11 protein-coding genes are annotated in these 12259 nt (G+C 65.9%); 4 read left to right on the top strand and 7 right to left on the bottom strand.

The window, feature by feature from the left end:
- Positions 1-52 precede the first annotated feature (52 nt).
- From Rhe02_RS43920 to clpS, 5 genes are read right to left on the bottom strand one after another with little or no spacing between them, the layout of a single operon-like run.
- Positions 53-1003 (bottom strand): PLP-dependent cysteine synthase family protein, encoded by a 951-nt coding sequence (locus Rhe02_RS43920; RefSeq protein ID WP_203914481.1) that lies wholly within the window; start codon positions 1001-1003, stop codon positions 53-55.
- Positions 1004-1013: 10 nt separating this feature from the next.
- A complete protein-coding gene (locus Rhe02_RS43915) occupies positions 1014-1325 on the bottom strand; it encodes a MoaD/ThiS family protein (RefSeq protein ID WP_203914480.1) in 312 nt (103 codons plus the stop codon).
- A 59-nt stretch (positions 1326-1384) separates the two neighbouring features.
- On the bottom strand, positions 1385-1852 hold the full coding sequence (locus Rhe02_RS43910) for a M67 family metallopeptidase (protein WP_203914479.1): 468 nt from the start codon (positions 1850-1852) through the stop codon (positions 1385-1387).
- A 46-nt stretch (positions 1853-1898) separates the two neighbouring features.
- On the bottom strand, positions 1899-2411 hold the full coding sequence (locus Rhe02_RS43905; RefSeq protein ID WP_203914478.1) for a DUF2017 domain-containing protein: 513 nt from the start codon (positions 2409-2411) through the stop codon (positions 1899-1901).
- A complete protein-coding gene (clpS, locus tag Rhe02_RS43900) occupies positions 2408-2716 on the bottom strand; it encodes an ATP-dependent Clp protease adapter ClpS (RefSeq protein ID WP_203914477.1) in 309 nt (102 codons plus the stop codon). Before clpS ends, Rhe02_RS43905 begins: the two co-directional genes overlap by 4 nt.
- A gap of 53 nt (positions 2717-2769) precedes the next feature.
- Between clpS and Rhe02_RS43895 the strand changes: the two genes are divergently transcribed.
- Both Rhe02_RS43895 and Rhe02_RS43890 read left to right on the top strand, forming a co-directional pair.
- Complete coding sequence (locus Rhe02_RS43895) at positions 2770-4047, top strand: nicotinate phosphoribosyltransferase (RefSeq protein WP_203914476.1); 1278 nt, start codon at positions 2770-2772, stop codon at positions 4045-4047.
- Positions 4048-4050: 3 nt separating this feature from the next.
- Positions 4051-4617: a nicotinamidase gene (locus Rhe02_RS43890; protein ID WP_203914475.1), complete on the top strand. Its 567-nt coding sequence runs from the start codon at positions 4051-4053 to the stop codon at positions 4615-4617.
- Here the strand turns inward: Rhe02_RS43890 and Rhe02_RS50295 are convergent.
- Positions 4601-5998, bottom strand: coding sequence for a DUF1996 domain-containing protein (locus tag Rhe02_RS50295; RefSeq protein ID WP_239124442.1), 1398 nt, complete (start codon positions 5996-5998; stop codon positions 4601-4603). The genes Rhe02_RS43890 and Rhe02_RS50295 overlap by 17 nt on opposite strands.
- Before the next feature lie 207 nt (positions 5999-6205).
- On the opposite strand from Rhe02_RS50295, the gene Rhe02_RS43880 reads away from it, so the two are divergent.
- The gene (locus Rhe02_RS43880; protein ID WP_203914474.1) at positions 6206-7855 is read left to right on the top strand and encodes a glycosyl hydrolase family 18 protein; all 1650 of its coding nucleotides are present in this window, start codon (positions 6206-6208) and stop codon (positions 7853-7855) included.
- Positions 7856-7979: 124 nt separating this feature from the next.
- Positions 7980-9200: an MFS transporter gene (locus Rhe02_RS43875; protein ID WP_203914473.1), complete on the top strand. Its 1221-nt coding sequence runs from the start codon at positions 7980-7982 to the stop codon at positions 9198-9200.
- A 23-nt stretch (positions 9201-9223) separates the two neighbouring features.
- Here the strand turns inward: Rhe02_RS43875 and fxsT are convergent, their stop codons facing one another.
- The gene (gene fxsT, locus Rhe02_RS43870) at positions 9224-12256 is read right to left on the bottom strand and encodes an FxSxx-COOH system tetratricopeptide repeat protein (protein WP_203914472.1); all 3033 of its coding nucleotides are present in this window, start codon (positions 12254-12256) and stop codon (positions 9224-9226) included.
- Positions 12257-12259 lie beyond the last annotated feature (3 nt).

Below are 12259 nucleotides of genomic sequence, written 5' to 3'. Positions count from 1 at the left end.
AAAATGGGCGGGCCGCTGGGAAAGGCGGCCCGCTATCGGGTGGAACCGGCTGTCAGGCCCAGAGCTGGCCTTCGAGGGACGTTTCCGCGTCGGAGAGGGTGCCTGTGTAGGCGCCCGTGGACAGGTATTTCCAGCCGCCGTCGGCGACCAGGAACGCGACGTCTGCGGTACGGCCGTCGCGGACTGCTTCGTGGGCCACCGCTAGCGCGGCGTGGAAGACAGCGCCGGTGGAGAAGCCCACGAAAAGGCCCTCTACCTCGACCAGCTGGCGTGTGCGCAGAACGGCGTCGCGGGTGCCGACGGAGAAGCGGCGGGTCAGAACCGACGCGTCATACAGCTCTGGAACGTAGCCCTCGTCGATGTTGCGAAGCCCGTAAACCAGCTCCCCGTAGCGCGGCTCGGCGGCGATGATCGCGATATCGGGGTTTTTCGAGCGCAGGTAGCGGCCGGTGCCCATGAGCGTGCCGGTGGTGCCCAGGCCGGCCACGAAGTGGGTCAGCGTCGGCAGGTCGCGCAGCAGCTCCGGCCCGGTGGTCTCGTAGTGGGCGCGGGCGTTGGCCTCGTTGCCGTATTGGTACAGCATTACCCAATCGGGATGCTCGGCCGAGATTTGCTTCGCGGTCGCTACGGCCTGATTGGACCCTCCGGCCGCGGGCGAGAAGATGATCTCCGCCCCGTACATGCGGAGCAGCTGAACCCTTTCCGTGGAAACGTTTTCGGGCATCACGCAGACGAGCCGGTAGCCGTGGAGCTTGGCCACCATCGCCAGCGAGATGCCGGTGTTGCCACTCGTGGGTTCGAGGATGGTCGCGCCCGGCCGCAGCCGGCCATCGTCTTCGGCCGCCTTCACCATGTAGAAGGCGGCCCTGTCCTTGACGCTGCCGGTGGGGTTGCGGTCTTCGAGCTTGGCCCACAGCCGCACCTCAGGTGAGGGTGACAGCCGGGGCAGCCCGATCAGCGGCGTGTCGCCGCACATGTCCAATAGCGACTCGAACCGAGCCATGCCCGATCACCTACCCGCGAAGGGCATGCGCGACAGTCAGGCCGAGAGCGCCACCTGCCACGGCGGGCAGGATGGTCACCGTGTCGCCGTCGTTGAGCTTCGCGTCAAGCGAGCCCAGGAAGCGGACGTCTTCGTCATTAACATAGATGTTTACGAATCGGTGGAGGCCGCCCTCTGGCGTGATGAGCCGGCCGCGCAGGCCGGGGTGCTTGCCGTCGAGGTCGGTCAGCAGGTCGGCGAGGGTGTCGCCGGCACCGGAAACGGCCTTAGCGCCGCCGGTGAAGGAACGAAGAATGGTGGGGATGCGAACGTCGATTGCCATGGCTGAAGACTCTCTTCTGAAGAATTAGTCGGACTAGCAGTGAAAATGTCGGGAAAGCTTCAGCTGCGACACTCATAGTCCACTGCGCTCGGGCTCTGCCCGAACATGTACGACTGCACGGCGTTCACCGGCTCTTCGGTCACCACGCCGTCAAGGATACGGAATGACCTGATCTCGGTCTGCTCGGGCTCACGGGTTGAGACGAGCAGATAGTGCGCGTTGGGCTCGCCCGCATAGGAGATGTCGGTGCGCGACGGATAAGCCTCGGTGGCCGTGTGCGAGTGGTAGATCACCACCGGCTCCTCGTCGCGATCGTCCATCTCGGCCCAGACGCGGAACTGCTCCTTCGAATCAAATCGATAGAACGTGGTAGATCGCTCGGCGTTGTCCATCGGGATGTGCCGCATCGGCCGGTCTGAGCCGACAGGGCCGGCCACCACGCCACACGCCTCGTCGGGATGATCGCGCCGGGCGTGCGCCACGATGGCATCGAGGATCGCCTGTTCGATCGTGAGAGCGGTCGTCACCCTTGCGAGCCTACCGACACCACGGCACGAGTGGCCGTGACGCCTGTCACGAGCGGCCGTTGGCGGTGATCGCGGTCAGCAGCGAATCCTGCAGGTAGCCCAGGTAGGAGTAGACACTGAGCTGAAAAACACGTGGCGACGAGGGATCTTGGAGGATGGCCTCGTCGAGCTCGTAGTCGAGCAGCGTGTCGTCGGTGATCTCCAGCCTGATCCCGAGCGCGAGCCGGGCGTCGTTGAGGGCGCGCAGCCACGCCTCGGCGGCCTCGGGATCGAGGCGCACCTCACCGGACCCGGCCTCGGGAAGCGAGGCCAGAATGGCGCCCGCCTGATCGATCTTCGAGGTCTTGAGGTCGCCTTCGGTGAAGCGGCGGAACTCGGCCGACTCGCGGGGGGCGTCCGGATAGACGTCGGGAAAAAGCCTTCCCACCACCGGATCGTCGTGATCGAAACCCTCGGTGAGCAGGCCCACCACCTCTTCCGCGACCTTGCGCAACACGCGCACCTCATCGTCTCGGAAGGTGGCCACACAGTCTCGGCCGCGCCTCCTGAAAAAGCTCACTGTTTATCAACCGTTGCCCATAGGCCATAGGAGTGCAGGCGGGACGCGTCATATTCCATGCGCTCCCGCGCCCCCGCGCTCACCACCGCTCGGCCTTTGTGATGCACATCCAGCATCAGCAGCTCCGCCTTGTCCTTGCTGTAGCCGAATAGCTGTTGAAACACCCAAGTCACATAGTTCATGAGGTTCACCGGGTCGTTGTGCACGATGGTCACCCAGGGGCGGGCGAATTCCGACTGCTCGTCGGTCTCCGGGCGCGCGGTTTGAACGGGCGCTGTGTCTGGGGCGGCGGTCACAAGCCCCATCCTACGAACGGATGGGGCATACGGCGACTACCCACCAAACCTAAGCTGTCGGTGTGCACGGATCACCGTCGTTGCTAACTGACCACTACGAGCTGACCATGATCAGCGCCGCGCTGCACGACGGCACGGCCGATCGCCAGTGCGTCTTCGAGGTCTTCGCCCGTCGCCTGCCGCCCGGAAGACGCTACGGAGTGGTAGCGGGAACGGCACGGCTGCTCGATCATCTGCGCAATTTCCGCTTCGACAGCGATGAGATCGATTTTCTGGCGAGACAGCGCATCGTCAACACGGAAACCGCGAGTTGGTTGGAATCATTCAAATTTCAAGGCGACATTTCTGGGTACCAGGAAGGCGAGCTTTTCTTCCCGAACTCCCCGATCCTGACCGTCAGCGGCAGCTTCGCCGAGTGCGTCGTGCTGGAGACGCTGGCCCTGTCGGTGCTCAACCACGACAGCGCGGTCGCCGCGGCGGCCGCCCGCATGGTGACCGCGGCCAAGGGCAGGCCGCTGATCGAGATGGGTTCGCGGCGCACCCACGAGGAGTCGGCCGTGGCGGCGGCCCGCGCGGCCTACCTGGCCGGCTTCGCCTCGACCTCCAATCTCGCGGCGGGCCTGCGCTATGGCATCCCCACCGCGGGCACGGCAGCGCACGCGTTCACCCTGTTGCATGACGATGAGCAGGCCGCTTTCGCCTCTCAGGTGCTCACCCTGGGGCATGAGACCACCCTGCTCGTGGACACGTACGACATCACGCAGGGCATCCGCAACGCGATCGAGGTGGCCGGCCCGCACCTGCGCGCCATCCGCATCGACTCCGGCGACCTTTCGGTGCTCGCCGCACAGTCGCGGGCGCTCCTCGACGAGCTGGGCGCGCCCGACGTGAAGATCATCGTGAGCGGTGACATGGATGAGTACTCGATAGCCGCGCTGCGCGCGGAACCAGTCGACGCCTACGGCGCGGGCACCGCCGTCGTCACCGGCTCGGGCGCCCCGACCGCGGGCCTGGTCTACAAGCTGGTCGAGGTGCAGGGCCGTCCCGTCGTCAAGCGCTCGGAGAACAAGCGCACCGTGGGCGGGCGCAAGACGGCAGTCCGGCGGCACAAGCCGACCGGCACCGCGATCGAGGAAGTTGTTGTCTCCCAAGGCACTCCGGCACATCAACCCAACGACCGGCTGCTGCAGCGCCGCTTCGTGGCGGGCGGGGAGCAGCTGCCCGATGTGCCCACGCTGCAGCAGAGCCGCGATCACCTTCGGGATTGTCTGATTTCGATCCCGTGGGAAGGTCTTAAGCTTTCGGTAGGTGACCCGGCGATCCCCGTGATTCAGGAGTGACTGATGGCCCGAGCGTTGATCATCGTGGACGTGCAGAACGACTTCTGTGAGGGGGGTTCCCTGCCGGTCGCGGGTGGGGCTCAGGTCGCGGCCGACGTGTCGGCCGCGTTGAGCGCCCACGAGCTGCCCTGGGACCACGTGGTCGCCACCAAGGACTACCACACCGATCCCGGCGCCCACTTCGGAGACCCACCGGACTATGTAGACAGCTGGCCGGTGCACTGTGTCGCGGGCACCTCGGGCGCGGACTTCCACCCCAATCTCGACACCGACAAGATTGAGGCCATCTTCCACAAGGGCGCCAATCAGGCCGCCTACTCCGGCTTCGAAGGAAGCTCGGGCAGCATCGGCCTGGCCGCGTGGCTGCGCATGCATGATGTCGACACTGTCGATGTCGTCGGCATCGCCACCGACCACTGCGTGCGGGCGACCGCGCTCGACGCCGTCCGGGAAGGCTTTCGCACCAAGGTTCTGCTCGACCTGACCGCGGGAGTGGCCCCCGACACCACCGAGCGCGCCCTGGCACAGCTGCGCGCCGGTGGTGTGTCGTTGGCTAGCTTGCGAAGCTGAACCAGTTCACGTTGACGAAGTCGGCCGGCTGGCCGCTGCTGAACGTGAGATAGACGTCATGTGTCCCGGTCACCCCGGAAATGTTGGTGGGGACCGTCTGCCAGCTCTGCCACCCACCCGTGTTGGCGACGGCGAAGCTGCCGATGACCGGTGCGGTCGCGCTGCCGAGGCGCACCTCGACCAGTCCGCTGACGCCGCCTGCGGCCCCGCTGGCCACCCGGGCGCGGAACTGATGGGCAGTCCCCGCGCCGAAGTTGACACCCCGGTAGACGGCCCAGTTTCCGTTGTTGACAGCGCTCAGGTTCTGGCCACCTCCGGCATCGCTCGTCGCCTGCACGCTCAAACCTGACTGCGAGTCGAAGGACTCCGCCTGGATCGTGCCGTAGGCGTCCCGGTTGCCACCCGGAGTCGGTGTGGGCGTGGGCGTCGCACACGGCGGCCCGCCGATCGGGCAGCCGTCGTTGCCACAGATGTAACCGGCGTTGATGCAATTCCTGACCCGCCGCTCAAGTTCGGCTTGATCCCACACATTCCAGAAGTCGCCGTGGAACGTGTAACCGGGGGCATCGGTGACGTTGACTCCGTTGCGGGTCCCGGCGAGGGTCAGGCCGGTGCCGTTGACGTTGTAGGTGATGACGAATTGGACCCGTGGCACCGCTACCGGATGCGTGCCCGGGCAGGGCGCTCCGATGCCGCCCAGCGCCCAGGCCATGTGGCTGAAGTGGTTCGGGCTGTCCAGGTCACGCCCGTTCCAGCAGGTCGGGAAGTCCAGATAGGTCTGCAGCTTGGTCCCGGCCGGGCAGTTCATGAAGTCGCGGCTGGAGGCCGAGCCGGGCGTGCAGTTCCAGCGCGCGGAAGGATTCTGATCCGGGCCGGTGGCCGCGGCGTTGCCCACCACGATCTTCAAGCCCTGCGGATAGGCGACCGCGGTCTGCGGATTGGTCAGGCCCTGGTAGTAGATGATTACGCTCTCGGGCGGCACGTGCACACCGTTCTTGTAGAGCGCCGGGACCCAATAGGGCGACTTGTCGACGACCGGGTTGCAGTTGGTGGACCCGGCCCGCAGCGTCACCTCGGTAGAGGCGGCGTTGGCCGAGGCGTTGCCGATGAACTGATGCAGATGCGAAGCGCCGAACTGGTTGAATTTGACGATCGGGTCATCGCCCGCGACATGCGTGCCGCGGCAGTCGGCCCGGAACTCCGAACCGGGCAGGGCCGCAATCTGCTGTGCCCTGATCGCGGCGGCATCGATGTCACCCGGCATCACATGCCCGGCATGAGGGTCGGGTGGACCTGCGGTCAGCGTCAGACGGTGCACGGTTAGGCCGGCCGAAATGGCCAGCGCCAAGGCCACCGGGACGGCCAGGAATCGATTGAGCATCGGGAACCTCCTCCCGTTGGTGAGAGCGCTCTCTCACCTGTGCTCCGTTTGTAGCTCATACATTTAAACGTGTCAACCTTTCGAAAAATAAGAGCGCTCTCCCGATTCTTAGATCTTTCCTAAGTTCATTCCTTAAATAAGCAAGTTTCCTTACTGTTTGCGATGTAGCTGCGGGGGGTTGTCATCACCTCAAGAAAGAGAGAGCACATGCGCAAACGCCCCATCCGTCTCCTGGTCAGTCTTGCCGCGGCAGCCGTGGCCATGACCGTCGGCATTGGTGTGACACTCGCCAACGCGGCCGGCACCGTCACCGCCACGTTCGCTACCGAGTCAGCCTGGGAGACCGGGTTCGGCGGGAAGTACACCATTACCAATGGCTCCGCGGCGTCGGTCACCTGGACCCTGAAGTTCGACCTGCCAACCGGGACCACCGTCGGCTCCTTCTGGGACGCCGACATCACCAGCGCCGCCATCACCGGCGGCACCCGCTACACCGCGGTCGGCAAGAGCTGGAACGGCACGCTCGCCGCGGGCGCGAGCACCAGCTTCGGCTTCAACGGCGCGGGCACCGGCCGGCCCGGCAACTGCACCATCAACGGCGCCAGCTGTAGCACCGGCGCGTCGCCGTCGCCCAGCGCCACCACGGCTTCGCCGACCGCTTCGCCTTCGGCTTCCGCCTCACCTTCGGTGAGCCCGACGGCAAGCCCCTCGGTGAGCCCGACAGCGAGCCCGACCAACCCGACCCCGGGCAAGCGGCTCGTCGGCTACCTGCCGAACTGGGCGCAGTACGGCCGTAACTATCACGTCAAGAACATCGCCACGAGCGGATCGGCGTCGAAACTCACCCATATCCTGTATGCCTTCGCCAACATCTCCGGTGGCCGGTGCGTGCTGACGGAGACCTACAACGACTACGACCGGGCCTACACCGCCGATCAAAGCGTCGATGGGGTCGCCGACACCTGGGATCAGCCGCTGCGGGGCAACTTCAACCAGCTGTTGAAGCTCAAGGCCCAGTACCCCCAGATAAAGGTTTTGCTGTCGATCGGCGGCTGGACCTACTCGCCCAACTTCGCCCAGGCGGCAGCGAATCCGGCCGCGTTCGCAGACTCCTGCTACACCCTCGCCGAGGATCCGCGCTGGGCCGGGGTTTTCGACGGGCTCGACATCGACTGGGAGTACCCGAACGCTTGCGGGATTTCCTGTGACACGAGCGGGTTCTCCTCGTTCAAGACGGTGATGCAGGCGCTGCGCGCCCGGGTCGGGGCGAACTACCTCCTGACCGCTGCCATCACCGCCGACGGCAGCAACGGCGGAAAGATCGATGCAGCCGACTACGGCGGCGCCGCTCAATACGTCGACTGGTACATGCCGATGTCCTACGACTACTTCGGCGCCTTCTCGGCCCAGGGGCCGACCGCCCCGCACTCGCCGCTGACCTGCTACGCGGGCATCCCGACGGCTGGCTTCTGCACCGAGGCGGCCATCACCAAGCTCAAGGCAAAAGGGGTTCCGGCGTCGAAGCTGCTGCTGGGCATCGGCTTCTACGGCCGGGGCTGGACCGGTGTCACCCAATCGGCTCCGGGGGGAACCGCCACCGGTCCAGCCACCGGCATCGAGCCAGGCGTTCAGGATTACAAGGTGCTCAAAACGCAGTGCCCGGCGACCGGAACTGTCGGCGGCACCGCCTACGCCTACTGCGGCAACAACTGGTGGAGCTACGACACGCCAGCCACCATCGCCGGCAAGACCACGTGGGCCAAGAGCCAATCGCTGGGCGGCGCCTTCTTCTGGGAGCTCTCCGGTGACACCACCAACGGCGAGTTGATCACTGCGGTCTCCAACGGGCTCAAGTAGGCCTTGCAGCTCTCCCTTGGCGGCTCCGCGATATTGGCGGGGCCGCCGAGGGAGGTCCCTGGCCTAACCGTTCGCCAATTGTCGGTACCTCCGGGCAGAATCGTGCCCGGAGGTAAACACCGTTATGAAGATGGCACCTTACCGTCAGGTTCTCGCCCAGCCCGGCCTGAAGCTGCTGATGCTCGTAGGCATGCTGGCGCGCATCCCGGTGACGGCAGCTGCCATGACCGTCACGCTGCACGTCGTCAACACGCTCGGCCTGAACTTCGCCCGGGCCGGCCTCGCCGGAGCGCTGGCGATGCTCGGCGTCGGCATCGGCTCCCCGCTGCTTGGGCGCATGGTCGACAAGGTCGGTCTGCGACCCGTGCTGATCGTGGCCACGGTCGTCCAAGGCATCTACTGGCTGACCGCACCCCACCTGTCCTATACGGCACTCGTCGTGGCTGCGTTCTTCGCCGGCCTGCTCAGCATCCCGATCTTCAGCGTGATGCGTCAGTTCATGGCCGCTATGGTACCGATCGAGCATCGCCGCCCCGCCTTCGCGCTCGACTCCATGGGCGTCGAGCTGTCCTATATGGTCGGTCCCGCGCTGGCGGTCGCCCTCGTCACCTCGCTGGGCAGTCAATTCACCATGACCGCCGTGGGTACAGGTCTCGTCCTGGGCGGCACGGCACTCATAGTCATGAATCCTCCGATCCGCTCGGCCGAGGAGGAAGAGTCACAAACGGTCACGCTGCCCCGCCGGGAATGGTTGCGCCCCAGCCTCATCGCCCTGCTCGCCGCCACCGCCGCGGCGACCTTCGTCCTCACCGCCACCGAGCTGTCCATCGTCGCCGCGCTCAGGCACACCGGAGCGACCAAATGGATCGGCCTCATCATTGTGGCCTGGTCCCTCTATTCGCTCATCGGCGGCTTCATCTACGGCGGCCTGCGCCGCAGCATCTCCCCGCTTCTGATCATTGCCGGCATGGCCGCGCTGACCATCCCGCTAGGCCTGGTCTCCGGCTGGTGGTGGCTGCTGCTAGCGGTGATCCCCTGCGGCCTGCTCTGCGCCCCATCGATCGCCGCCACCGTCGACGCCGTCAGCCACCTGGTGCCCGCAGGCGCCCGAGGCGAAGCGATGGGCCTACACGGCACCGCGCTAACGTGCGGCATAGCGATCGGCGCCCCGACCGGAGGATGGGTCATCGACACCTTCGGCCCAGCCTGGGGCTTCACCGCCGCCGGCCTCGCCGGCCTGCTCGTGGTAGCGGCCGTTTTCCCCTTCTGGCAACGCTCCCCGGCCACATCAGCAGCGGCGGTGGAGCCCGAGTTGGCCACAGTGGGCGCGAATACCAACGGATAGCGGCACCGAGCCCACGAAGCCGCCTAGCCGTTTGAGGTGGGTGAAGGTTCGATGTCGACTTCGCCCGCGAGGTTGGCCGCGGTCAAAAGCCGGTAAGGATGCTCAGCGCCAAGCGTTGAATCGGTTTCCAGCATCTGCGCGGACTGCCTCGCTGCTTCCGTGTGTCGGCCGGCCAAAGCGTAATCGGTGGCCAGAGAGACGCCTGCGCAGAACGTGTGGGGATGCCTCGGGCCGAGGACCAGGTTGAGTTGTCGGTAACAGCGCTCATCGGTCACCAGTGCTTCCTCGGAGTCGCCGAGCGCCCGCAATACGTGCGCTCTGTTGACAAGCGCGGCAAGGGTCAGTGGATGGTCAGGGCCGAAACTCTGCTCCAAGCGCTCGACGGTCAAGGTGAGCGCGGCGAGGGCCTCGTCGAGGTCGCCGCGTTGGCGGAGTGCGTTGGCGAGGGTCAGGGTCGCGAGGATTGAGAACTCGTGGTTCGGCCCAAAACGCGCGTGCGTTCGTTGCTGGTTTTCCAGAGCGAGGGTGGCGGCCTCCTCCCACCGGCCTAGCTTGCGCAACAGGATGGCCAATGTGCGGTCGGCTAGCAGCACGCTGCTGTGCCCTGGCCCCAGACAATCGAGCAGGGCTGGGCGCCAACGCTCGAGGACCTCGAGCCCGGCACCGTAGGCGCCCATGTCGTAGCAGCCACGGGCCACATTCATGTACGCAACAAGCGCTCGCGGGTCGTTGTCTGCCAAGTCTTCCCAGGATGAGGCTATTTCTCTAGCGAGTTCGAGTGCCTCCGCGAAGTTGCCGGCGAGACGGTGGTCGACCGCGAGATTCGACTGCGCCCGCAGGGTGTGTGTCCCACCGTCGCCGAACACGCGACGGTGTCGTGTCACCGACTCGCGGTCGAATTCAAGCGCCGCCAGGTAGTCGCCGGCGATCCTCAGGTCGTGACCGATCTGGTTACCAACGATCAGCGTGTACTCGTGATTGAGCCCGAAGTCAGGGTGTCCGGCGAGCCGGTCGTAGACGTCGCGCGCGAGAGGCGCGGCGGCCGAGAAGTCGCCGAGAGCCCGCAGCGCTTCGGAGAGCTGTGCCATGGCCCGCAACGTCAACTCACCGTCTCGGCTATCCAGCGCCCACGCCTGCGCTGCTCGCTCGGCGAGGCGTCGGCTGTTCTCGTAGTCACCGGTTAGGTAGAGATAGCGGGCATGGTCGAGAACGGCCAGGCGGGCATCAAGGTTCTCCGCGTTGATCATGTCGGCCGCTTCCAGGTGAGCGCCTATCTCGCTCTGTCTCGTCCAATAGACTTGCTCGTCAGGATCGCCCGGGTTCGCGGCGGCGAGGATGTTCTGCGCGTTGCGTTGCGCCTCTAGCGCGATGTCCGCCGAGAGACTGTGACGCAGCACGCGCTGAACCAGCTGATGCACCTGGATCCGTTGGGCCACATCCACTTTGGCCAGACCACACTGGCTCAGCTCGCGCACGACGCGGTGGATGGCAATCGGTGAGCCGAGGGCGCTTCGCAATGGCTCCGCGACGACGGCTCCCTTTCCCATGCGCAGCAACGAAAGCGAGATGGGCTCAGGTCCGAGATAAGCCATGAGTTCAAAGAGCTGAGCGGTAGCGGGCGCGGATCGGCGCAACCGGTCCAAGGCCAAGACGACAAAGGCTGCGACAGTCATCGGATAGCCGGCGGGCTTTCCTTCCGACATCAGATCTCGGATGTGACTGTCGAGAAGTTCGAGGTACTCAGGGATGGGCATCGCGGTGGCGAGGTGCCAGGCGGCGGCTTGCTCCAGGGCCAGCGGAAGGTCGCCGAGTTTGTCGGCGAGCTGGTCGGCGTCAGCGGTCGACATCCTGTGCTTCGCTGACTCGCTCTGGGTGCGGCGCTGGAGCAGCTCGATGCTCTCGGAGCGCTGAAAGACACCGACCTCGACGGCCATGCCGATGGCGGCCCACTCCGGGTTTCGTGTCGTCACTACGACATGTCCGCCCGCCGATGGCACGAGATCGCTGAGTGAAGCAGCTTCGTCTGCGTTGTCGTAAATCAGAAGCCAAGACAGGTCGCTTGCGGCGAGGGCGTCGAGAGCTGCGTGCGCGTTCTGCTGCGCGTCGTCGGTGACCGCCATGCCCAGCCGTTCCGCCAGCTGGGTGAGGGACGCCAGTATCGATCTGGGCTGCTCCGCGGGGATCCACCAGATCACGTCGTATTCCTCGGCGTGCCTGTACGCGTACTCGACGACAAGCTGGGTCTTGCCGACGCCGCCTATCCCGTGCAGCGCCGGTGGGAGCACAGACACTTTGGAGCTGTTTTGCAACGCCTGGTTCAGCTGGTCGAGCAGGGCAGCCCGGCCGGTGAAGTTGCGGTTGCGGATGGGGACACCGCCCCAGATCCGTCCGACCCCGTCAGCAGCGGGCGTCCGCGGCGCGGGCACCTGACCCCGCAGCCGCTCCAACGTGGCGATGTCCACACCGATCCCGCCTGCCACACTGTCGACCCAGCTACGGATGCCGTGGGCCGCCGCGCCGGGGGTCACCTGGGCCAGCCGGTTGGCGAAGACCAAGAGCTGCGGCACTCCGTCATCGGGCAGGGGCAGCTGCTCTATGGCGCGAATCGAATCCGAGATGCCGGCGGCGCGCCAGCTGTCGAGGGAAAGCAACCCCTGCGGGCCGACAAGCTCGCTTACCGCCTCGGCGAGATGACCAACCGGTGCGCCCGCGAGGTAGCGGTGAAGCGCTTCCCGGTCGGGTGCCGACAACAGTAGGGGCCCGGCGCTCTCGTTCGCCAGGGTGGCCACCAGGTCCGCCCGATCGCCCGGATGGTGTTGCTGCACCACCGCGGCCAAGGCGCGCAGTCCACCTGAGACACCCGCGCAGGCTTGGACGATCGAGGTCAGGTCGTGTCCACTGTCGGCGAACCGGCTGATGGTCAGCGGACGTCTGAGGATCCGCTCAAGGTCCGCGACCCGCTGGTCGCGGACATCAGGGTCGGCTAGGCCCGGGACCTCCAGCAGTGCCCGTACCAGACTGGCAAAGCGATCGCTTTCGAGAAGCACCTCCGCCACGGT

It is taken from the genome of Rhizocola hellebori (assembly GCF_016862955.1).
In the GTDB taxonomy this organism is placed as follows: domain Bacteria; phylum Actinomycetota; class Actinomycetes; order Mycobacteriales; family Micromonosporaceae; genus Rhizocola; species Rhizocola hellebori.
Note: the sequence above shows the minus strand (reverse complement) of the source record. Positions and strands in the feature narration are given on the sequence as shown.